Source organism: Caldisericia bacterium (genome assembly GCA_021158845.1).
Lineage (GTDB): Bacteria > Caldisericota > Caldisericia > B22-G15 > B22-G15 > B22-G15.
The window spans coordinates 1-23,813 of sequence record JAGGSY010000062.1 but is presented as its reverse complement, the minus strand read 5'-3'; the positions used below and the strand labels follow the sequence as shown (position 1 = coordinate 23,813).

Genomic DNA, 23,813 nt, shown 5'->3' with positions numbered 1-23,813 from the left:
ATATGTTTTTTGAAAAGCGAGGGACTTCCTTATGATAGATTTTATTTCCTTCCTGGTCTTGTTCGATAATAACACCCCAATCTTAAACATCTCTTCCTCGGTTTTAGCCCTATTCCAGTTAAAGTAGAGTTCTGGAGAAAGAATTCGTGATTCCTCTATATTGAATGTATCCCTTATTAAATCTGGAAGTGAAAGAAGTTTAGGACAATTCTCCTTGTGCTTTTCTTCACTTACGATTCTTGGTACAAAGATAAAATCAACATTTCTATCCAGAAGATACTTTACGTGTCCATGATAAACCTTTACTGAAATGCAAATATCATCAACTGAATAAGCGACTCCAAGATCCATTATTCTTTTATTTGTTGGTGGTGAAACAATAACTTTTGTTCCAAGTTCCAAAAAGAACTTCTTCCACATAGGATAATACATATAATAATATAAACCTCTTGCAATACCTATAGTTTTCTCTCTCACAATTATATTATAGCATTTTAAAGGACGAGGTGAGAAATATTTTCATGAGAAGTATTTAATTATTACTTCTCTTCTTTGTCATAGGGAACTCCCAGTGATTTGGGAGCTCCTATCCTCTTTTTAAATGTCTCCTGCGCACTTACAAGAAGGACAAGAAGCGTTGCAAGATAGGGGAACATAAGGAGGATATTTGGAGGAATTCCAAGAGGCTGAAGTAGATACTGCAATACATAAATTCCACCAAATAGATAAGCTCCAAGCATGGCTCTCAAAGGATTCCAGAGTGCAAATATTGTGAGAGCTATCACTATCCAACCTCTACCTCCTGTCATACCCTCTATCCAAGAAGGTATATATGCAAGGGATAGGTGTGCCCCCGCAACACCTGCAAGTGCTCCCCCAATAATAACACATATATACCTTGTCCTATAGACATTCACACCCATGGCGTCTGCGGCAAGTGGATTTTCTCCAACAGACCTTATGTTTATTCCTACCTCTGTTTTAAAGAGAATAAACCACATAACAATTGCAGTTATAACAGATATGTAAAACAGCGGATCCTGATTAAAAAGAATTTCCCCTATATAGGGAATCTTTGAGAGTATCGGTATCTTTACAGTCTCAAATTTTGTAGTTAATGGAATGCCTATATATGCCTTACCCCATAATCCGCTTATACCAAGACCAAGCATTGTAATAGCAAGTCCAGATACAATTTGATTTGACTTCAATGTAATACTTACAAAGGCATGAATCAGGGAAAGAATGGCGCCGAATGCTGCAGCAGCAATCAGTCCAAGCCATGGATTTCCAGTGGCAAGTGCCACCCCAAAACCTGAAACTGCACCTATAGCCATCATACCTTCAACACCAAGGTTCATAACTCCAGATCTCTCTGCATATATCTCTCCAAGAGTTCCAAGAAGAAGTGGAGTTCCCGCAACAAGGGCTCTTTTTAGAACAGATATAATTAAAAACTCATGTCCTCCCATTTCTCACCTCTTAATTGAAATTTTATATTCAAGGAAGAAATTAATGGAGATGACAGAGATTAGGATTAACCCATTAAATATATTGATTGTAGCAAAGGGAAGACCCATGGATGTTTGAATGGTATCTCCACCTACAAGGATACCACCAAAGAATATAGATGAAAGAATAACAACTAATGGATTTAACCTCGCAAGCCATGCCACAATTATTGCTGTATATCCATAACCTGAGGATATTTGTTGTGGCACCGTTAGATGATGATGAATCCCTGCTACCTCTCCAACTCCAGCAATTCCAGCAATTCCACCACTTATAGCCATCATTATTATAGTTGTTTTTAAAAAATTTATCCCGGCATACTTTGCTGCCTCAGGATTTTCACCTATAACTCTAATCTCATATCCTATTTTTGTCTTCATAATAAATATATAAATAAGTACAGCTAAAATAATACCTATAATAAGCGTCGGATAATGAATTCTTGTGCCTTTTATAACAGGGAGTGTTGCTGAGGATGAAAAGTTGTCTGTGTATGGAAATCCATATTGGGTTTTACCCTTCCAGGGACCATAAACGAGATACTGTACAAATTGCTCAGCTATGTAGTTAAGCATGAGAGTTGTGATAACCTCGTTAATACCAAGTTTAATCTTCATAATGGCAGGAATAATTCCCCAGAAAGCTCCTGATATAAACCCACCAACAAACATGAGGGGTAAAACCACAAAGGGAGGGCATGTCTTCCCAAGTGAGAGCGCTATCCATGTTGCAAGAACCGCACCAAACAAAAGCTGACCATCTGCCCCAATATTCCAGAATTTTCCTTTAAAGGCAAGGCTAAGACCTATCCCACATAGCATAAGAGGAATTGCCTTTGTTATTGTCTCTTTCCACCCATAAATGCTCCCAAAGGAACCTACAAATATTTTTTGCAAAGCATAGAAAGGACTTATGCCCTTAAACAGGAATATAAGACCACCAATGAGAAAACCAATTATCAGTGAAAAGATAAGGTATGCAAATCTTTTTTTGGGGGATATCTCTCCTCTCCTTTCAACTTTAATCTTCATTTCTTTCCTCCAAACTCTTTGAACCTGCCATCATTAAACCTATGTCCTGAAGATTTGCCTTTTCTCTTGGAACAATGCCCATAAACTTTCCCTCAAATATTACTGCAATTCTATCACTTAGTTCAAATATCTCCTCTAAATCCTCTGAGACAAGGAGAATAGCTGCACCCTCTTCTCTCTTTTTTAAAAGTAGTTTTCTTATATACTCTGTCGCTGCAACATCAAGCCCATAGGTGGGATGAGCAGCAATTATCAGATTTGACTTTGTAGAGATCTCCCGCGCAAGAATTAACTTCTGTATGTTTCCACCTGATAAGAGTTTCACAGGAGTATCTATGGAAGGAGTATCTATGGAGAACTCTTTTACAAGTTTCTTACTGTGTTCCTTTATGTAGTGATGGTTAAGGAACAGACCTTTTGAAAATGGTTCGTGGTAATAATCCCGTAGAACTGCATTTTCATACACAGACAAATTTGGGACTATTCCAAATCTTATCCTCTCCTCTGGAATATGTGCAACTCCAATATCTCCAATTCTTTTTGGAGAAGAGTTTGTAACATCAACATTTAGGATCTCAACTTTTCCTCTCTTTACTTTTCTTAAACCAGTTATTGCTTCCACCAACTCTCTCTGACCATTTCCGGCAACTCCAGCAATTCCAAAGATTTCATTCTTATGAACGCTAAAAGAAACTCCTTTAATCGCCATAAGCCCTCTGTCATTTTCCACAAAGAGGTCTTTAACTTTAAGAACCTCCTCTCCTCTTTCTATCTTCTCCCTCTCTAACTTGAAAATTACCTCTCTTCCAACCATCATTCTTGCAAGTTCCTTTTTGTTTGTATCTTTTGTCCTTACCGTAGCAACAACCTTTCCCTTTCTTAAAACTGTAACTCTATCACTTATCTCCATAACCTCCTCAAGTTTATGGGTAATGAAGATTACAGAATGTCCTTCCTCCACTAATTTCTTAAGTATCGTGAAAAGTTCCTTTGTTTCCTGAGGAGTGAGAACAGAAGTGGGCTCATCAAGAATAAGTAGGCTTGCACCTCTAAGGAGAGTCTTTATTATTTCAACCCTCTGTTGCTCTCCAGCAGAAAGTTGCCATATTTTTGCCTTTGGATTTATTTTAAGCCCATATCTATCTGTAAAGTCATGTATTCTTTCCTCAATAACTCTTGTGGGATAGAAAAAGGGAGCTTCCTTAAATCCAAGGCATATATTTTCTGCTACCGTGTGAGTAGGGATTAGCATAAAGTGTTGATGAACCATGCCAATACCAAGTTCTATTGCATCTCTTGGAGATCTTATATTTACCTTCTTTCCATTTATATAAATCTCTCCTCCATCAGGCTGATAAATCCCATAGAGGATGTTCATCAAAGTTGTCTTACCTGCACCATTCTCTCCAAGAAGCGCATGTATCTCCCCACCCTTTACCTCAAGATTTACATTATCATTGGCTATAACACCAGGAAATTTTTTATATATACCTTTCATCTCCAGTAACTCTATTTTTTTACCCCCCTGAGAATGAAGTGTAAGATCCTTTCTTCTCTTCAAGTCTCACCCCTTTTATAAAATAGTAAAAGTAAAGAGGGGTAGACCCCCTCTTTACACAAAATCCATTTGACTACTTTGGAATCTCTCCCACTACATTATCAACAAACCAATCTATACTCCATAAGAGATCGTGGCTTGCCCTCTCTTCTGGTTTTAGTCTCATTGTGCCTTTTTGGTCATAAATTGGGCCGGTGAATGGATCAAAAAGAATTGTTGGCTCCTTCATCTGTTCCAACCTCTTCATAACGAGATCATACACACTTATTTCCCCAAATATTGGATCCTTTACCCTTTTTGCCTTGAGCTCATCTACAAACTTCGGATTTATTGGAGTGCCAAATTCACCTCCAAGATCACATGCTCCCTCTTTTGCAAGCCACCAGTAATCTCTGTTATCCCATGTGTTTGTGTACACTCTCCTCAAAATCTCCTCATACATTATTCCCCAATCCACTAACTGACCGGAAACCACTGTATCTGGTCCAAACTTCTGCATTGGACTGTAGTGAGAGAATGTGTATATCTGCTGTCCCTTCTTTGTATGTTCCTCTCCAACTTCAACAACAGCTGTTGAATCCTCTGTAAAGGCAAGACAATCTACGCCCTCAGCTATCAATGACTCAGCAGCTTCCCTTGCCTTTGCTGGATCATACCATGAGAACAGCCATCTTACATAAACCTTTGCATCTGGATTCACCTCTTTTACACCAAGAGCATAGGCATTTATATGTCTTACAACTTCAGGTGTTGGATATGCCGCAACATACCCTGCTTTATTTGTCTTTGTCAACGCCCCTGCCATTAAACCATTAAGATAGTACATCTGATAAAGCTCAGCAAAGTAAGTGCCTGCATTCTTTGCTCTCTTATATCCGGAACAGTGCTCAAATATCACATCTGGATACTTCTCTGCAGCTTTAATAGTTTCATCCATATACCCAAAACTTGTGGTAAATATGATATCACATTTCTCTTCGTTCACCAATCTGTCAATAACTCTTGCAGCATCACCCTCTGCGACTGACTCAACATATACCGTCTCAAGCCACGGGAATTTTTCCTCCACATACTTCCTTCCCACATCATGAGCAGTTGTCCACCCATAATCTCCTACTGGACCAACATAGATAAAACCAGCTTTGATTTTCTTCTCCTGAGTTTGGGTTGGTTGCTCGCTTGGTTTCTCTTCCTCGGGAGCGCACGAAATGGCAAAAGAAGTGAACAGGAGAAGAACAATCACCAAGATTGCCAGAATCCCACCAAATTTTTTCATTTAACACCTCCTTGGCTTGTTTTACTGATTTCTATTTTATAATTCCTTAATTATCATTGTCAAGATGTAAAAATTGACAAAAGTAATTGCTTCGCATTAAAATAGAATTGCTATGTTAATTCAAATTTATGCGATAAACAATCTATATGATGCAGAAAAATTGTGTGAACTTGGAGTGGATAGGTTGGGAATTGTAGCTTCAAAAACTGGGAATGTAGAGAAAGGAATTGTCTCCTACAAGAAAGCAAAGGAACTTATAAGTTTTATAAGAGAACAAGCTAAAGAAACAAGCCTTATCCTTGATGTAAAGAAGATAGAAGAGATAGTTCCTGTTATAGAATTTACAGAACCAGATTACTTACACATATGCTATATGGTGGAAAGAGATTATCTAATTAAACTTAGAAAGAGTGTAAAGAGTAAGATACTTCTTGCTATACCTGTTTCAGGAGAGGAATCCATAGATAAAGCTATTATGTTTGAAGATTTAGTGGATTCTTTCATTCTTGATACACCCGGGGAGAGTAAACAGATGCCCGGTTTTATCGGTGCCACAGGAAAAACACATGACTGGAGTGTAAGTAGAAAAATCGTTGAGAGTGTAAAAAAACCTGTTATTCTTGGAGGCGGCCTCTCACCTGATAATGTGTGTGAAGCCATAAAAAAGGTAAAGCCATCTGGAGTTGATGCAAAAACTTCCCTTGACATTCAGGGAGGTAATGGAAGAAAAGATATTAAAAAGGTAGAACTTTTTGTTGAAAGGGTAAGGAAATGCAAATTTTAGTGATTGGTGATAACTGTGTGGATATCACAATAAAAGGAAATTTCCAGTTTGAAAGAGACAAAAATATAGTTCCAGAAGATATAAAGATCACACCTGCTGGCACAGGTGTTAATTTTTCCTGCGCACTTTCCAATCTTGGATGTGAGGTTTTTTATTTTACTCCCTTGGGGAACGATATTTTCTCACACATTATTGAGAGACACCTTGATAGTTTTAAAGTTAGGAAGGATTTTGTTGATAGGGTAAATAAAAAAACTGCACTTATTGTTGCAATAGTGAATGAAGAGGGAGAGAGAACAACATTTGCTGGTATCAAAGATGTAGCATACGAAGAGATTGACACTAAGAAATTGAAGGAGATAGATTTCTCAAACTTTTTAGCTGTGTATATTTCAGGAGGAATTTTAACAGGTAAAACCTCCCAGAAGAGGTTAAGAGAAGTTGTGGATTTTATAAGTAAGAAGAGACTAAGGTTATTTTTTGACACACAGATAAGGATAGGTGAGGAAATAGAAGGGTTTATAGATGCAGTCTATTACATTATGAAGAGAAGTAATGTAATATTTTCAAATTTAAGGGAGTTTTCTTTGATTGAGGATGAATTTAAGTATAAACTTATAGATGAAGGAAAGGTCTTCGTGATTAAAATGGGTGAAAATGGCGCAATGGTAATTACAGGAGAAGAAAAGATAGTATCTTCAGGAATACCTGTAAGATCAGTAGATACCACAGGAGCAGGGGATATCTTCAATGCATCCTTTGTGTACAAGTATCTTGAATCAGGTAGTTTGAAAGAGGCAGCTGGTTTTGCCAACTCTTCTGGTGCATTATCTACAACGAAGCTTGGAGTATATATTCCTTCCAAGGAGGAAATCTATGATTTTATGAGAAGAAAGGAGGAAGGATGTTAAAAAATGTAAAGGAGTATTTTTATCCAGAATCTTTAAATGAGGCTTTGGATTTACTCAAAAAAAAGGGTAAATCTGCAAGGGTTGTGGGTGGTGGACTTGATATCATATGGAGGAGTCCAAAGGATATTGAATACCTTATAGATCTTGAAAATCTCGGTCTCTCCTATATAGAAGAGGATGAGGAAAATATAAAGATTGGTGCTAAAACTACCATCGGTGAAGCTCAAAAATCCTTGGTGGTTGGAAAGTTATTTAAAGGAAAACTGACAGAGGTTTTCTCTGAGATTGCAACTCCTATCATAAGAAATGTAATAACCTTTGGCGGAAGTGTGGCAAGAAACTATCCATGGTCAGATATAACTGCAATTCTTTTAACTATTGACGCATCACTTGTTATATTCACAGGGGAGGAGAAGGAAATGACTCTTTCAGAGTTCATGAGAGTTGAAATTGAAGAATTCCTTGATGAGGCAATAATAAAGGAGGTAAGGATTAAAAAATTTGATCCATCGTATCACTTTTCCTATATAAGATTTACAAGAACAGCATCAGATATACCTCTCTTAAATGAAGGTATGCTTCTAAAATTTGACAAAGAGAAGAGGGTGGAAGATGCAATAGTTGTAATTGGCGCAAGACCTTTTGGTCCCACAAGGATGGAAACGGTTGAGGAATTTTTGCTTGGTAAGACACTCACAGATGAAGTTATAGGAAAAGCAAAAGAACTTGTGATGGAGACTGTAAAAGTGGCAGATGACATGAGGATATCAGGAGATTACAGAAGAGAACTTTCTGGTGTTTTAACCAAGAGGAATCTAATGCGCATAAGGGAGGAGATATGAAGATAAAGTTCAAATTAAATGGCGAATTTGTAGAATTTGATGCCTACCCCGGAGAATCACTATTTGAACTTTTAAGGAGAAATGGACATACAGAGGTTAAGGGAAACAACTGTAAGACAGGTGAGTGTGGTGCCTGCACGGTTCTACTTGACGGAGTACCTGTTCCATCATGTACTATACTTGCAGGAAGAGTTAAAGATAGAAGTGTTATCACAATCAAAGGAATAGGAGATATGGAGAAACCACATCCTCTACAGAGAAGTTTTGTGGAAGAGGGAGCTGTACAATGTGGATACTGTATTCCTGGAATAATTCTTTCAATGAAGGCACTTCTTGATGAAAATCCAAATCCCACGAGAGATGACATTAAGAAAGCCCTTTCAGGTCATTTCTGTAGATGTACAGGTTATGTTCAGCAGATAGAAGCTGTTGAGAAGGCTATAAAGCTGTTAAAGGAGGAAGAAAATGCTTAAAAAAGATAGAGAGGAAGAATTGAAAGTTGTAGGGGAGAGTGTGGAGAAATATGATGGTCTTCCCCTTGCTGCAGGTCAACCACTCTTTGCTGACGACATCAATCTCCCTGATATGATTCATGCAAAACTTCTAACAAGCCCCTTTGCTCATGCGGAGATAGTTGACATTGACACAACTGAGGCAGAGAAACTCCCTGGTGTTAAAATAGTTCTTACATACAAGAATACCCCAAGGATACCTCATACCACTGCTGGTCAGGGTTATCCAGAACCATCACCATACGATACCTTTATCTTTGATAAGAAGGTAAGATTTGTGGGAGATAGAGTTGCTGCTGTAGGTGCTGAAACTCTGGAAATTGCTGAAGAGGCATTGAGACTTATAAAGGTTAAATACAAAAAATTACCCTCAGTTTTTGACCCAGAAGAGGCAATGAAAGAAGGTGCACCAGTCATTCATGACGAAGATGAAAGCACTGGCATTTACGATAAGAAAAGAAACATAGTCTCACATGTTGAAGTAGAGATAGGAGATGTTGATAAAGCCATAAAAGATGCAGATTTCAAAATTGAAGGATACTACACAAAAACCCAGTATGCTCAGCATGTTCCAATGGAAACGCACATAACCATCACATACCTTGATGAAAACAATAGACTTGTGATAAGAACTTCAACTCAGGTTCCCTTTCATGTGAGGAGAATAATCTCACAGATACTTGGAATTCCCATCAACAACATAAGAGTTGTTAAACCAAGAATTGGTGGAGGATTTGGTACAAAGCAGGAGATAGTGCTTGAGGATATATGCGCTCTCATGACCTTAAGGACAAAAAGACCTGTAAGAATGGAATATACAAGGAGAGAAGAGTTTGTCTCTGCAAGGACAAGGCATCCATCAAAGATTTACATAAGACTTGGTGCTAATTCTTCAGGTATCCTCACAGGAATAGATATGAGGGTTGTTTTGAACACAGGAGCTTATGGTACACATGGACCCACCGTCCTATTCAATGTTGGTAGTAAATCTCTTCCAATATACAACAAAGCAAAGAATGTAAGATTTGTTGGAGATGCAGTATACACCAACCTTCCTGTTGCTGGTGCATACAGAGGGTATGGTGCAACTCAAGGTCAGTTTGCCCTTGAAACTGCCATAGATGAACTTAGTGAAAAGATGGGCATTGATCCATTAGAGTTTAGAAAGAGAAACCACATAAAGGAGGGTGAAACATCTCCCATATTTGAAAAACTTGGAGAGGGTAGAGAGGGAGTACCACAAACCATTGAGAGTTGTGCCCTGGATAGATGTATTGAAATAGGAAGGAAGGAGATAGAATGGGACAGATGGAGAAAAAAGAGAATTAAAAAGGGACCATATATTAGAGGAGTTGGAATGGCTATACTCATGCAGGGATCTGGTATTGCTTTGATAGACATGGCATCCTGTGAAATAAGAATGAATGATGATGGAACCTTCCAGCTTCTAACAGGTGCAACAGATATAGGTACAGGTTCAGATACAATTCTTGCACAGATTGCAGCAGAGGAATTAAAAACAGATTACAGAAACTTCTTTGTTTATTCATCAGATACAGATTTCACTCCCTTTGACACTGGAGCATACGCATCAAGCACTACCTATGTCTCTGGTGGAGCTGTTCTAAAAGCTGCTAAAGACTTAAAGGGAAAGATCATAAATTATGCGGCAAAACTACTTAAAGAGGATCCAGATAATCTCTATATTAAGGATTCAACTGTTATAAGTAAAAAGAGTGGAAAGAGTATAACATACAAAGAGATAGGACTTAAGAGCTACTATGAGGAGGAGCAAGAACACCTGATAGGGGTAGGATCTCATGTCTCACCAAAGTCTCCTCCTCCATTTGCTGCTCACTTCGTTCTTGTTGATGTGGATACAGAAACTGGAAAGATTATACCAGTGAAGTATGTGGCAGTTATAGATGCTGGAGTTGTTATACATCCGAAACTTGCAAAGGGTCAAGCTATAGGAGCAATAGTTAATGGTCTTGGATACGCCCTAACTGAGGAAATAAAATTCACAAAAACAGGCTCTCCAATAAATCCCACATTTTTTGACTACAAAATCCTTACATCTCTTGATTTACCAGAAATTGTTGTGAAGTTTGTTCCAACCTATGAACCTACTGGACCTTTTGGAGCAAAATCTGTTGCAGAGGTGAATATAAATGGTCCACTACCTTCAATCTCTAACGCAGTGTATGACGCTGTAGGAATTAGATTGAAAGAAGCACCTTTTACTCCAGAAAAGGTGTTTAAACTTTTAAAGGAAAGGGTGTAAAAAATATAAAAGGGAGGCGTCGGCCTCCCTTTTATCATATTTCTAATAGTTTCTTTAATCTTTTATCCTTCTCCAAAGCAAATTTTTTAATTCCCTCAAGTATGTAATCTGGTGTTAGATGAGCTTCCTCAAGTACATCATCAACTGTACCACCAGTTCTCCATCTGTTATCCCAATCAGAGGACATTGAGTATTCTTCACTCACCTTACTAAATATCCAATCACTCATGTTTCTTAAAGCTTCACTGGTTATAACCATCGAGTCTCTCCAGTGTGAGAGAGGCAAAACTTTGTCTCTATAATCCTTAGGTTCTCTCATAAATAGTTCATAACTTATAGCTGCCACTATCTTTACATTCAATCCAAGCTCATCAAGTTTTGGCAGTATCTTAACAACACCAAGGGTGGAACTTGTTCCCTGAACGATAACAGTTCCCATCTCTGGAACTCCCTTCTTGTAATCTCTTAAGATATATGCACCATGTGCTGCCTCAAAATGACTTGGAATACCAAGTTTTTCTCTATCAGGTATGGGAATTCCAGGTCTTGTAAGATGAAGCACAATTATTGGTGCATCTTCTTTGAGTGCCCTTCCAAGAACCACAGGAACTTCGTTGTATTCCCATGGATGTAGATTTATCACCTGACCTCTTGGAAATAGTTTTCCCACATAAGGAGCAAATATTCCAAAATGTGTTCTTGAGTCATCTGCTGTCTCTGGACCTGAATGACCTGCCACCCATATAACCTTTCCAACCTTTAATGGACAATCCTGGGCAAGCTGCGAGAACAGTCTCATCATACCGTACTTGAGGTATGCAAAGGAACCATAGGTAGAAGATGCAGAGTAAAATCCAACAAACTCTTTATAGGGATCCTTGGCAACATTAACAGTTTCAATACCTGCACAAATACCAGAATTTACAAACTCTGTAATCTCCTGAGGTAGAAGAACTCCGTCAGGATTCTTCTCCTTATCATACCAACCATAACCGGGAAAGTCACCAAAGGGCTTTGCAAAACCATCAATCCTTGTTGATTCAGCAAGATCAGCAGACATGGCTATAAATAAAGGTCTATTATACTTCTTTGCGGTGTATGCATTTATCCATGCTCCCCACTTTCTAAAGGCATTTCTATTTGGAACAACCTTCCCCGGTTCTTCATAAAGTTCCTTTGGATAGTTTTTAAAATCGTAGAGTGCCTCATCATGAATTGGATTCTTATCCCTGTCAACCTTTAAAGGTAAGTCATCAGGCACACTCTCTCCTATCTCAACAAGTCTATCAGAAATGTATCTGTAGAGTTCCTTATTCTCCCTTAAAACACTCATAACAACATCAATATTCTTCTTAAACTGCTCCATAATCTCTTCATGAGTTGGTGGAGGTGGTTCACCAAATCCAACAAATTTAACTCCATACTTGTCCTGAAATGGTTTCTTTGTCTCCCAAAAGAGTTCTGAATTCATCTTGTGAGGTGAGCCATGGGATTTGTTATCGTACTTTAGATAGCCTCTTCCCTTACGGGTTTTAAACCATGCAACATTTGGTGTATTCTTCTTCACATCTGTAAACAACTTTTCAATGGTCTCAGCAACGGTTTCCCACTCCATACCTTTTTCTGTTCCAACCACACGCCAACCATGGGAAGAGAACCAAGTATCTGGTGTTCCATAAACAGTTTCTTTGAGTGGATGATCATCTATACCAAAATTATTCCAATCAATGAGATAGAAGAGGTTATCAAGTCCCAACGACCACGCAGAATTTAACACCTCATGAGTTACCCCAGGTGTAAGACCTGCGTCACCTTCAATTGCTATCACCTTTACACCATCTGCTCCAAGTCTTTTAAGGGCAATGGCTTCTCCCACTGCTGCTGCTGAACCATGACCAGAGGGACCTGTGTTAAACTTCAATAGAAGTGTTTTACCTCCCATCTCTGCATGTCCTGGAAGTCCTCCCCTTCTTCTGAATCCAAGAAGATCCTCAGGATAAAGTGTCCTCTCCTTTGATTTCGGTAGATATCTTTCATCCTTTGTCTCCTGATACCTTAATCTCATAGCTTCATTAAAAACTGAAAGAACAGCATATATAAGAGGTATGGTATGACCTGCAACGAGAATAATTCTGTCATTAAAGGGTTTCTCTGGTTCTCTTATATCATATCTTGCAAAACCAGAAAGAAGTGTTGATACTGTTAAATGAACTTTAGACCTCGATCCCCCTGGATGACCACTCTGTCTGTAATTTAACATTAAATCAATGAGTTGATCAACTAAATCCTTAATAATCTCCCATTTTTCAAACTCTTCCTTTTTAATCTTTTCCATAACTCCTCTCCGTAATTTAATTCTTTAGATTATTTCAAGAAAGATTATAACATATAAAAACACTTATGCTATAATATCTTTAAAAAAGGAGGTAAATGATTAAGACATCAAAAGAGATAAGAGAAGAGTTCTTGAGGTTTTTTGAAGATAGGGGTCACTTGAGACTCCCATCATTTTCTTTGATACCAAAGGATCCAACACTTCTATTTACAGCAGCAGGAATGGTTCCTCTAAAATCCTATTTTTTAGGAGAGGAAAAACCTCCAAAACCAAGAATAACCACATGTCAGGCATGTATAAGAACAAATGACATTGAACAGGTGGGAAAAACAATAAGACACCACACCTTTTTTGAGATGCTTGGCAATTTTTCCATTGGTGACTACTTTAAAGAGGATGCAATCCCATGGGCATATGAACTTGTCACTAAGGTTTATGGATTACCTAAGGAGAGGTTATGGATTTCAGTTTATCCTGATGATGAAGAAGCCTATAATTTGTGGAGGAAAGTTGGAATTCCTGAAGATAGAATTGTAAAACTTGAGGATAACTTCTGGCAGATGGGAGAAGAGGGACCTTGTGGTCCTGATTCAGAGATTTATTTTGACCTTGGAGAAGATTTCCCATGTGAGAAAGCCGAACTTGGACCAGCATCTGATTGTGATAGATTCCTTGAAATATGGAATCTTGTCTTCACTCAATTTGATAGAAAGAAGGATGGAACCCTCAACCCATTACCTCGTAAAAATATAGATACAGGAATGGGGCTTGAGAGAATAACCATGGTGCTTGAGGGAAAGAGAAGTAACTTCGAAACAGATCTATTTTCTGGAATTATAGAAAAAATAGAAAGAGTCACAGGCAAAGAATACAAAGAAAATATTTATCCTTTTAGAGTTATTGCAGATCACATAAGAGCGATAACATTCTTGATATCTGAAGGTCTATTTCCTTCCAATGAGGGGAGGGGATATGTCTTAAGGAGACTTATCAGAAGAAGCTTTTCTTCTGGATGGAGTCTTGGATTAAGGGAACCTTTCCTGTTCAAAATATACCCATCAGTTGTGGACTCCTTGGGAGATGTTTACCCTATTATAAAGGAGAAAAAGGAAATTATTGAGAAGGTGCTTATCTCTGAGGAAAAGGGTTTTATAAACACATTGAGTAGAGGACTTGATTATCTAAATCATATCATTGAAAAAACTCTGTCCAGAAAAGAGAAGTTTGTTTCAGGAAGAGATATATTTTTCCTCTATGATACCTATGGATTTCCAAAGGAACTTGCCGAGGATATACTCTCTGGATACAATCTAACATTCAACAAAAAGGAGTTTGAGGAAGCGCTTAAAGACTCAAGGGAGAAAAGTAGGATGGTTCAAAAAGAAAGCGGTGTTTTCTCAATGGATTTAAATTACATAAAACTTAAGGAAACACTTGGAGAAACAAAATTTACAGGTTATACCACACTCTCTCAGAAATCAAAGGTTATTTATCTTTTAAAGAATGGAGAGCCTGTAAAGGAATTGAAAGCTGGAGAAGAGGGAATCGTTATACTTGATAAAACACCATTTTATGGCGAGAAGGGTGGACAGGTGGGAGATAGAGGAAGAATGTATGGAGACAATTTTGAGCTTAAGGTTATAGATACGAAACATCCTGTTGAGAATTTCATTATTCACCTTGTAAGAGTGAACAAAGGTTCTGTAACTGTTAATTCAGATGTGGTTGCTGAAGTAGATTATGATAGAAGGAAGGGTATCCAAAGAGCACATACAGCAACACATCTACTGCATAAGGCTCTCAGAGAAGTTCTGGGAGAGCACGCTCTACAGAAAGGTTCTCTTGTTGATGAAGATTATCTAAGATTTGACTTTTCCCACTTTTCTCCATTAGAGTATGAAGAGATAAAGAAAATAGAAGATATGGTGCTTGATGCCATTTATAAAGAAATACCTGTAAATTGGGAGATAAAGGATATTGAAGAGGCAAAAAAGGAAGGAGCAGTTGCACTTTTTGGAGAAAAGTATGGAAAAAGGGTAAGAGTAGTTTCTGTGGAGGGATTGACTAAAGAATTTTGTGGCGGTACCCATGTATCCAATACAATAGAAATAGGAATTTTTAAGATAGTATCTGAAAGGGGTATTGGCTCAAATTTAAGAAGAGTTGAAGCCTATACAGGAAAGAAAGCTTTTAACTACATGAGGGAACTTGAAGAAAGGGAAAAGGAAATATCACAAGTTCTTGGAGTTCCCAATGAGATTGTAGTTGAAAGAATTGAAGAAATAAAACAGAAATTAAAGGAAAAAGATAGAGAATATCTGGAGCTTAAGAGGAGACTTCTAAGTATAATAGCGAGGGAGAGAGTATCAAAGGCAGAAAAAATCTCAAACATAAGTTTCATTACTGTAAGAGATAAGTTCATTAACCCAGACGATTCCTATATATTGTTTGACGAGATTAAAAATAAATTAAGGGACTTTGTCCTACTCGTAGTTTCAGGGAAGGAAGAAAAGAACATAAGTATCTTTGTTTCAGATTCCATAAAGGAGAAAATTACAGCAAAAAACCTTATGGACTATCTTAAAAGCTCTATAGGTGTAAAGGGAGGAGGAAAGGATAGCAGTGCACGGGGGAGAGCTGATAATTCAAAGGGCATAGAAGAAATTCTTAAAAAAGAATTAGAGAGAAGAATTGCCGCATAATTATTACAGAGGTGGTTCATTGAGAATCCTTGGAGTTGATTGGGGAGACAAGAAGATGGGAGTTGCCATATCGGATCCAATGAACATTATTGCAAGAGGCATTGGTGTCTTCTATGGAGAGGAGAAAGAGAAGATAGAAAAACTAAAGGAAATAGTTGAAAGATTTAATGTAGAATTAATAGTACTTGGTTTTCCTTTGAGTTTATCTGGAGAGATTGGGAAACAGGCAGAGAAGATTCTAAAAGTGAAAGGGAAACTTGAGGCTACACTTAAAATAAGAGTTGAACTTGTGGATGAAAGGTTTACAACCAAGATAGCAAATACTCCCATTTTTAAGTCCAAAAATAATAAGGTGAGGAAAGCAAGAAAAAAAACCTTAGATGACGACACATCTTCTGCTATAATAATTTTGAATACCTATCTGGAGAGAATGAGGTGAAGAGCTTAAAGATTTTTCTATTTGTTATTTTTGCTTTAGTTTTAATTTTTGCAGCATGTTTTTATACCTATGATGAGATGTTACCTCCAAAAAATTTTAAACCCACAAAGGTAACCATACCTTGTGATTCCACAGTTCAGCAGATAGCAGAAATTGCCTATAAGAACAATCTGATAAAAAACAAAACTCTATTTATCCTTCTCTCAAAATACTATAAAATTGATAAAAATTTAAAATCTGGTATATATACCTTTGATAAAAAAATGGATTTAAGAGAAGTGTTACTAAAATTCACAGAGGGGGGAATCCCTCCTTATGTGAAGGTAACAATACCTGAAGGTTACACTTTAAAGGAGATTGAGGAGATTTTTATCAGGAACAGGATATGCTCAAAGGAAGATTTTGAGAGAGAGGTATCAAATATAGATAAGTATAAAAACTACATCTTTGATGATGCAGATAGTCTTGAGGGATTTTTATATCCTGACACCTATTTCTTTGAAAGGGAAAAGACGGAAAAGGATATAAAGATGATGCTTGAGAATTTTAAATCAAAGTGTAATCCGCTCTTTAATGAATACAAAGGAGATCTTTCAAATTATGAGGTTCTTATACTTGCATCAATTGTGGAAAAGGAAGCCCAGGTGGATGAGGAGAGAAAAATAATTGCATCGGTTTTTATTAACAGGTTAAAACTGGGAATGAAACTTCAGGCAGACCCAACATTGAAGTATGTTTTACCTGATGCAGGATATACTCTCACATCCAAAGAGCTTGAGATTGACTCTCCTTATAATACATATAAATATAGAGGACTTCCCCCAACGCCCATATGTAATCCATCTGTTAAATCTATAGAAGCTGTAATACATCCAGCTAAAACAGACTTCCTCTACTTTGTGGCAAAGGGAGATGGAACTCATCTTTTTGCAAGAACATATGAAGAGCATTTAAAAAATATAAGAAAGGTGATGCCATGAAGAAAAATATACTTATCGGTATTGCAGGTGGATCAGGATCAGGGAAAACAACAGTCGCCTTAAAGATAAAGGAGAAAGTTGGAGAGGACATACTTATACTGGATATGGATTCTTACTATAAAGACCACTCACATATCCCATTTGAAGAAAGAGTAAAGATAAATTATGATCATCCAGATGCCTTTGACTTTCCATTACTTATAAACCACCTTAAAAGGCTCATACAAGGGAAAAGTATAGAAAAACCTGTATATTCCTTTGTAAAATATGTGAGACTTAAGGAAACCCAGAGAATAGAACCTAAAAAGATAATCATAATAGAGGGTATACTTTCCCTCTTTGATGAAGAGTTAAGAAACTTGATGGACATAAAGATATATGTGGATACTGATCCAGATGTAAGATTTATAAGAAGACTCTTAAGGGATATAAAAGAGAGGGGAAGATCTCTTGATTCAGTTGTTACTCAATATCTTGAAATAGTTAGACCCATGCACATTCAATTCGTCGAACCAACAAAAAGATTTGCAGATGTTATTATCCCAGAAGGCGGATTCAATATTGTTGCTGTGGATATGATAGTTGGAAGGATAAAGGAACTATTAAAGGAGATAAAATGAAGGAATTTACCATCAGAATGTACTTTCCAAAGGAAGAAATAGGATTTGTTCAAAGTTTGCTTGAATCTTTAGAAGGAGATGCAATGATACTCTTTACCTTTGTTAACAACAATCTTGGTGTTATGGATGTTTCTTTTGATGAGAGATTTCTTCCAGAAATTACCGATTTTCTCAGTGAGGTGGCTAAATACATTCCCATAATCTATGAGCCATTAGAGATGGGAAATGCTTAAACTTCTGAAACCAAAGGAATCCTTTAAAAGAATAGAAGATATAGACCTTAAAAATTATATGGGTACATTTGATGCACTTATCATTGATCTTGACAATACCCTGGTAACAAGAGGGAGTGAGTATATAGAGGAAGATGTTTTAAAATGGATAGAATATGCGAAGAAGCACTTTAAAATAGGAATCATATCAAATAACTATAAAAAAAGGGTAGAATTCATAGAAAAGAGATTTGGTTTCCCATCCATAGGCAGGGGACTCAAACCCTTACCTTTCTCATTTAAAAAACTTATGAAGATACTTAAGACTAAAGAAGATAGGACCATTGTAATTGGGGATCAGATCTTTACAGACATTCTTGGGGGTAATCTACTCGGATGTTACACAATTCTGGTTGAACCAAAGGATAAATCAAAAGATTTCTTTCTAACAAAGATAATGAGATTTTTTGAATCTCTTTTTAGAAAAAATATACTGTGATATAATTTTAATATGGGTAGAAATGACCTTATAGGTAATGTACTTATCTCCAATGGAATCATTACTGAGGAACAACTCAAGAAAGCCCTTGAAGAACAGAAAAGGACAGGGGAAAGACTCCTGGATGTATTGAAGAGATTAGGGGTAATAGATGAAGAGACCCTTGCCAAAATCATAGCAAAGCAGTGGGGTTATCCATATATTGATCTTTCCACTGTTGAAATAGACAAGGAAACTGTTCATCTTATAAGTGAAGAGATAGCCAGAAGATTTGAAGTGATACCCTTTGGAAGAACAGAGGAAGGAGAGATTATGGTAGCCATTTCTGACCCAACAAATATCTTTGCCATTGATTTTCTAAGGAATTACTTGAAGAATGTAAAGATATATGTGGCATCAAAGGAGTCCATCATAGGAAATATCGAGAAATACTACTCCATGGAGAAAACTGTAAAAGAAGCTGTCATGGAAATGACAGGAGGTGTGGAGGTTGAAACTGAAGAAGAGGAAACTGAACTATCCATTGATGAAGCAAGAAGTTTAGCAGAGACAGCACCTATTATAAGATTGATGAATCAGATAATAACTGAGGCAATTGTATCTCGAGCTTCAGATATTCACATAGAACCCCAGAAAAGATCGGTGAGGGTAAGGTACAGAATAGATGGAGTCTTAAACGATGCCATGTCTCTACCCAAAAACATCCAACCAGGTCTTGTCTCAAGAGTAAAAATTATGGCAAATCTTGACATTGCAGAGAGAAGAAGACCTCAGGATGGAAGAATCAATCTAAAATTTAGAGGAAGAGAGATAGATTTGAGGGTCTCCATTCTTCCAGCAATATTTGGAGAGAAGGTTGTAATGAGAATACTTGACAAGGAAAAATCTCTTATTCCATTGGAGAAACTCGGATTTTCTGAAGAGAGCTTAACCATATTTAAGTCATTGATTACCCAGCCTTATGGAATGATACTTATCACTGGTCCAACTGGCTCTGGTAAGTCAACAACCCTTTATGCAGTTTTAAGAATTCTTAATTCACCAAAGGTTAATATTCTTACTGCTGAGGATCCTGTGGAGTATCAACTCGATGGAATAACACAGGTTCAGGTCAATCCTAAAATTGGATTAACTTTTGCCAATGCTCTAAGATCCTTCCTAAGGCAGGATCCAGATATAATTCTTGTTGGAGAGATAAGGGATAGAGAGACTGCTCAAATAGCCATGGAAGCTGCATTAACAGGACACCTTGTTTTCTCCACGCTTCACACAAATGACTCCTTTTCTGCACCTACAAGACTCATTGATATGGGAATAGAACCATATCTTATAGCATCTGCCCTTATCGGGGTTACTGCCCAGAGACTGGTAAGGAAGATATGCAACAACTGTAAAACTGAGATTAAACCAAGTAGATACATACTTGAGCAGCTTGGAATAGAGGATGAAAATATGGTATTTTATAAAGGAAAAGGCTGTCCCATATGCAATAATACAGGATACAAAGGAAGAATAGCGGTTCAGGAGATTTTAAAGATAGATGACAACATAAGAGAGATGATACTTAAGAGAGCATCATCCACAGAGATTAAAGAGTATGCTGTAAAGAATGGAACGAAAACACTTTTACATGACGCACTTGATAAGGCACGCAAGGGTATAACTTCACTCGAAGAGGTATTAAGGGTTATATCAACTGTGGAGGTAATGGAGGGATGAATTACAGCCTTCAAGACCTTCTAAATATATGTAAAAAGAAAAATGCCTCTGACTTACACCTTACCGCTGGTTTACCACCTGTCTTCAGAATCAAAAAGAGACTTGTTCCTTTAAAATCTGAACCCCTTACATCTGAAGAAGTTGAGGAACTTGTATATCCAATAATGAATGATGAACAAAAGGAAAAATTCAAAGAGGAATGGGAGATAGACTTCTCTTTTGGTGTACATAATGTTGGTAGATTCAGGGTAAATGTATTTAGACAGAGACAAACTGTTGCTGCTGCATTTAGAGTCATACCATGGGAAATTCCCACCTTTGAACAACTTGGGCTTCCAAAAGCTATAAACAAAGTTGTGGAATTAGAGAAAGGCTTTGTTCTTGTCACCGGTGCCACAGGAAGTGGAAAATCCACAACTCTTGCATCTGTTATAGATAAGATAAACTCAACGAGAAGTGTCCATATAATCACCATTGAGGACCCAATAGAGTATCTTCATAAACACAAAAAAAGTATAGTAGTTCAAAGAGAACTTGGATCTGATACAAGAAGTTTTCCAAAGGCATTGAGAAGTGTCTTAAGAGAGGATCCAGATGTTATACTCGTGGGTGAGATGAGAGATCTTGAGACAATCTCGAGTGCTATAACTGCAGCAGAGACAGGTCATCTTGTCTTTGCAACACTTCATACTAACTCTGCAGCTCAAAGTATCGATAGAATTGTAGATGTCTTTCCTCCATATCAGCAACAACAGATAAGAATTCAACTCTCCAATGTTTTATCAGCAATATTTACCCAACAACTCGTTGAAAGAAGAGATGGAAGTGGACTTGTTCTTGCATCAGAAGTCTTAATAGTTACCCCTGCTGTAAGAAACCTTATAAGAGAAAATAAATCCTATCAAATAAACACAATTATTCAAACATCTAAAGATTTGGGTATGCAGACCATGAATCAGGCACTAAAAGATCTGTACGAACACAACCTTATCAGTTTTGAAACCGCAATAAGATACTCTTATGACCCATCAGAACTACTAAAAATGTTAGGTAGGGAGGATATAAGTGGCAGTATTTAGATATAAAGGGAGAAATATGTATGGAAAACTTGTCCAAGGAAAAATGGAGGCTGAATCTCCTGAGAGTCTTGAAGCTACCTTAAGGAGAAGGGGAATCTCCCAGATAACTATTGAAAAGGTTGAGGGGATTTCTGGCATAGAAGGAATTCTCTACAAATTTTTTGGTAAAAGAGGAGTCAGTTTAAGAGCACTCCTATTCTTCACGAGGCAGTTTACCACAATGCTCAAGGCAGGTCTTCCATTGACAAGGATTCTTGACATTCTGTCCTTCCAGTCACCTGGAAAAAGATTGAGAGAGGTAGCAAAAAAGATAAAAAAAGATGTGGAAAGTGGAATACCTTTATCTACATCTATGATGAACTTCCCTACCATTTTCTCCAGCTTGTATGTGAACATGATAAAAGCAGGAGAGGTAGGCGGAAATCTGGATAGATCTTTTGAAAGGGTTACAGAATTTCTTGAGAATGATTATAGATTGAGACAGAAAATAAAAGGCGCCATGAGCTATCCGATGTTTGTATTAGTTATTGCTTTTTCCCTTGGTTTCTTTATGCTAACAGTGTTTGTACCAAGATTTGCCGGTTTCTTCGCAGACTTGAATGTTCCATTACCTGCGATGACTCAATTCACTCTAAACCTTTCCCTCTGGCTTAAGAAAAACTGGTGGATTGTAATTCTTGGAGTAGTAGGTTTAATTATAGCTTTCAACCTGTTTAAAACAACTCCTTACGGTAGAGAGAAAACTGATGCCTTTAAATTAAAGATGCCTATTCTTGGAAAATTGAATCATCTAACAGCAATGGCAAGATTCAGTGCTACACTTTCCTCACTCCTTGCAGCAGGAGTTCCTCTTCTTCAAGCCCTTGACACAGTTGGAGGAGTGCTTGACAATGTAATAATCCAGAGAGAGATACAAAAAATAGAAGAAAGAGTGAGAAGAGGAGAAACTCTATCCAAACCAATGGAGGAATCTGGTCTCTTTACACCAATGGTTGTTCAAATGACTGCAATAGGAGAAGAGACTGGAGAGCTTGAAGAAATGCTCATGAAGGTTGCTCAGTTTTATGAAGAAGAGGTAAATAGAGCAGTGGAGCAGCTTACCTCACTGATTGAACCATTGCTAATTCTATTTGTGGGAGGAATTATAGGATTTATAATTATTTCTTTATATCTTCCAATATTCTACATGGTGGGACAGATAAGATAAGATGCTTAAAGGGGATGGCTTCAGTTTAATTGAAATTATGGTAGTTGTTGCTATAATATTGATCCTTACAACTATTGCAATACTCATATATACATCTCCGAGCATAAAAACACTTGCAAAAAAAGCGAAGACGAAAGAAGAACTCCATATGATTCAAATAGCACTGGAGGCATACCATACAGATTTAAAAAGATATCCTCCAGAAAGTAACTGGATGGATGAGCTTCTTGGAGAAGGTGTGTTAATTTATAACACGGAAAGAGTAAGTTACATAGGTAAAATACCTAAGGATCCATTCTCTCCAGATAATTATTACAACTATTCTCTCTCCAATGGTATATACTACATCTGGTCAGTTGGACCAGATGGAGAGAATGATAGCCACACCGATGATGATATAGTAAAAACAAACTCATGAGCTTTTCTTTAATTGTTCCTCAATCAGATCTAATGTACTTGAATCAACATTTGAAGTAACAAAGCCTTTATGTAAAAGAAGGAAGAAGCATGAGAGAACCTCTTCTCTGTCTAATTCTGTCTCTTTAGATAAATCTAAGAGGTTTTTCTTACCATCAATTTTGTAGAATAGTCTATTCGCCTTTGCATTCGCTGTAGGAAAGAGTGGAGGACCTATTCCAGAGTAATCTTTTAGAATCTTCTTCGCTTTCTCGCTGTGATCTGGAATGATCTCCATAATTTCAAAATGTTTAATAAAACCTGATGATATGAGAGAAAGAATGGCTTTCAATGTATCAAAATCTGGAAGTGAACTATCCATTAAAACATCCTTTATTTTCTTTCCACCTTTAAACAGGTTAATAACATACCACTCTTCTTTAGTAAGAGATATTTCTGATGATGGTGAAGATGGATTGACATCAAATAATGCATCTGTATCTAAGGGAGGTAATTTTTTAATAAGTTTATTTAACAACTCTACTCTTTTCATCCCCTCAAGCAATATCTCCTCTGTTTTCTTCTCTATCTTTCTCTTGACTTTTTTATCTATTTCCTTTGAAAAGGAAAAACTACCTTCATCTGCCATTAGAATCAAATAAATTACACTCTCTCCCTCTTTGCCAGCTGCTTCTGCATTTATAATTTCGCCCTTATCAAAATATATCTTGCCTTCAATTGTACCGTAAAATTTTACTTTACCGGATATAGAGAGAGTTCCTGTTTTCTTTGAGGAGAAGATGAATTTAATGATATCTTTAACAGAAAAATCTTTTAAACTTCCAGATAATTCCATTTTACCCTCCTTTTATTATATATTATATACTAATTTTTCGTTAAAACAATAAAGTAAGC

22 protein-coding genes are annotated in these 23,813 nt (G+C 37.1%); 15 read left to right on the top strand and 7 right to left on the bottom strand.

All coding sequences use genetic code 11. From position 1 onward, the window contains the following. The 5 genes from J7J33_02500 to J7J33_02480 form a co-directional block, all read right to left on the bottom strand. A partial coding sequence (locus tag J7J33_02500; GenBank protein ID MCD6168161.1) for a hypothetical protein occupies window positions 1-432 on the bottom strand: 432 nt, incomplete at its 3' end. 107 nt (window positions 433-539) lie between these two features. Further along, window positions 540-1,472: an ABC transporter permease gene (locus J7J33_02495; protein MCD6168160.1), complete on the bottom strand. Its 933-nt coding sequence runs from the start codon at window positions 1,470-1,472 to the stop codon at window positions 540-542. A gap of 3 nt (window positions 1,473-1,475) precedes the next feature. Then, the gene (locus J7J33_02490) at window positions 1,476-2,543 is read right to left on the bottom strand and encodes an ABC transporter permease (GenBank protein MCD6168159.1); all 1,068 of its coding nucleotides are present in this window, start codon (window positions 2,541-2,543) and stop codon (window positions 1,476-1,478) included. Further along, window positions 2,533-4,056: an ABC transporter ATP-binding protein gene (locus J7J33_02485; GenBank protein MCD6168158.1), complete on the bottom strand. Its 1,524-nt coding sequence runs from the start codon at window positions 4,054-4,056 to the stop codon at window positions 2,533-2,535. Before J7J33_02485 ends, J7J33_02490 begins: the two co-directional genes overlap by 11 nt. Window positions 4,057-4,174: 118 nt before the next feature. Beyond that, window positions 4,175-5,377: a BMP family ABC transporter substrate-binding protein gene (locus J7J33_02480; GenBank protein MCD6168157.1), complete on the bottom strand. Its 1,203-nt coding sequence runs from the start codon at window positions 5,375-5,377 to the stop codon at window positions 4,175-4,177. A 112-nt stretch (window positions 5,378-5,489) separates the two neighbouring features. On the opposite strand from J7J33_02480, the gene J7J33_02475 reads away from it, so the two are divergent. From J7J33_02475 to J7J33_02455, 5 genes are read left to right on the top strand one after another with little or no spacing between them, the layout of a single operon-like run. After that, window positions 5,490-6,161 carry a phosphoribosylanthranilate isomerase gene (locus J7J33_02475; protein MCD6168156.1) on the top strand — a complete coding sequence of 224 codons (672 nt, stop codon included), beginning with the start codon at window positions 5,490-5,492 and terminating at the stop codon, window positions 6,159-6,161. Then, complete coding sequence (locus tag J7J33_02470) at window positions 6,149-7,072, top strand: carbohydrate kinase family protein (GenBank protein ID MCD6168155.1); 924 nt, start codon at window positions 6,149-6,151, stop codon at window positions 7,070-7,072. Before J7J33_02475 ends, J7J33_02470 begins: the two co-directional genes overlap by 13 nt. Continuing rightward, entirely contained in the window at window positions 7,066-7,914 is an 849-nt protein-coding gene (locus J7J33_02465) for an FAD binding domain-containing protein (protein MCD6168154.1), read from the top strand. The genes J7J33_02470 and J7J33_02465 overlap by 7 nt, the downstream gene beginning before the upstream one ends. After that, complete coding sequence (locus tag J7J33_02460; GenBank protein ID MCD6168153.1) at window positions 7,911-8,387, top strand: (2Fe-2S)-binding protein; 477 nt, start codon at window positions 7,911-7,913, stop codon at window positions 8,385-8,387. The genes J7J33_02465 and J7J33_02460 overlap by 4 nt, the downstream gene beginning before the upstream one ends. Continuing rightward, the gene (locus J7J33_02455; GenBank protein MCD6168152.1) at window positions 8,380-10,710 is read left to right on the top strand and encodes a molybdopterin-dependent oxidoreductase; all 2,331 of its coding nucleotides are present in this window, start codon (window positions 8,380-8,382) and stop codon (window positions 10,708-10,710) included. The genes J7J33_02460 and J7J33_02455 overlap by 8 nt, the downstream gene beginning before the upstream one ends. 34 nt (window positions 10,711-10,744) lie before the next feature. Here J7J33_02455 and J7J33_02450 read toward each other — a convergent pair whose 3' ends face one another. Beyond that, the gene (locus J7J33_02450; protein MCD6168151.1) at window positions 10,745-13,045 is read right to left on the bottom strand and encodes a transketolase; all 2,301 of its coding nucleotides are present in this window, start codon (window positions 13,043-13,045) and stop codon (window positions 10,745-10,747) included. A 95-nt stretch (window positions 13,046-13,140) separates the two neighbouring features. Here J7J33_02450 and alaS point away from each other — a divergent pair, with 95 nt between their 5' ends. From alaS to J7J33_02400, 10 genes are read left to right on the top strand one after another with little or no spacing between them, the layout of a single operon-like run. After that, a complete protein-coding gene (alaS, locus tag J7J33_02445) occupies window positions 13,141-15,747 on the top strand; it encodes an alanine--tRNA ligase (GenBank protein ID MCD6168150.1) in 2,607 nt (868 codons plus the stop codon). After that, window positions 15,737-16,186, top strand: a complete 450-nt coding sequence (gene ruvX / locus J7J33_02440; protein MCD6168149.1) for a Holliday junction resolvase RuvX — start codon at window positions 15,737-15,739, stop codon at window positions 16,184-16,186. Before alaS ends, ruvX begins: the two co-directional genes overlap by 11 nt. After that, window positions 16,183-17,166 (top strand): endolytic transglycosylase MltG, encoded by a 984-nt coding sequence (gene mltG, locus J7J33_02435; protein MCD6168148.1) that lies wholly within the window; start codon window positions 16,183-16,185, stop codon window positions 17,164-17,166. The genes ruvX and mltG overlap by 4 nt, the downstream gene beginning before the upstream one ends. Then, entirely contained in the window at window positions 17,163-17,786 is a 624-nt protein-coding gene (gene udk / locus J7J33_02430; GenBank protein ID MCD6168147.1) for a uridine kinase, read from the top strand. Before mltG ends, udk begins: the two co-directional genes overlap by 4 nt. Next, window positions 17,783-18,019 (top strand): hypothetical protein, encoded by a 237-nt coding sequence (locus J7J33_02425; protein ID MCD6168146.1) that lies wholly within the window; start codon window positions 17,783-17,785, stop codon window positions 18,017-18,019. Before udk ends, J7J33_02425 begins: the two co-directional genes overlap by 4 nt. Continuing rightward, entirely contained in the window at window positions 18,012-18,497 is a 486-nt protein-coding gene (locus J7J33_02420) for a YqeG family HAD IIIA-type phosphatase (protein ID MCD6168145.1), read from the top strand. Before J7J33_02425 ends, J7J33_02420 begins: the two co-directional genes overlap by 8 nt. 12 nt (window positions 18,498-18,509) lie before the next feature. Continuing rightward, window positions 18,510-20,216, top strand: a complete 1,707-nt coding sequence (gspE, locus tag J7J33_02415) for a type II secretion system ATPase GspE (GenBank protein MCD6168144.1) — start codon at window positions 18,510-18,512, stop codon at window positions 20,214-20,216. Further along, window positions 20,213-21,295: a type IV pilus twitching motility protein PilT gene (locus J7J33_02410; protein MCD6168143.1), complete on the top strand. Its 1,083-nt coding sequence runs from the start codon at window positions 20,213-20,215 to the stop codon at window positions 21,293-21,295. The genes gspE and J7J33_02410 overlap by 4 nt, the downstream gene beginning before the upstream one ends. Further along, window positions 21,282-22,502 (top strand): type II secretion system F family protein, encoded by a 1,221-nt coding sequence (locus tag J7J33_02405; protein ID MCD6168142.1) that lies wholly within the window; start codon window positions 21,282-21,284, stop codon window positions 22,500-22,502. Before J7J33_02410 ends, J7J33_02405 begins: the two co-directional genes overlap by 14 nt. Window position 22,503: 1 nt before the next feature. Further along, window positions 22,504-22,920, top strand: a complete 417-nt coding sequence (locus J7J33_02400) for a type II secretion system protein GspG (protein MCD6168141.1) — start codon at window positions 22,504-22,506, stop codon at window positions 22,918-22,920. On the opposite strand, the gene J7J33_02395 is transcribed toward J7J33_02400, so the two are convergent. After that, window positions 22,915-23,754 carry a DUF4388 domain-containing protein gene (locus tag J7J33_02395; protein MCD6168140.1) on the bottom strand — a complete coding sequence of 280 codons (840 nt, stop codon included), beginning with the start codon at window positions 23,752-23,754 and terminating at the stop codon, window positions 22,915-22,917. The two genes, J7J33_02400 and J7J33_02395, sit on opposite strands and share 6 nt — an antisense overlap. Between the last annotated feature and the right edge of the window lie 59 nt (window positions 23,755-23,813).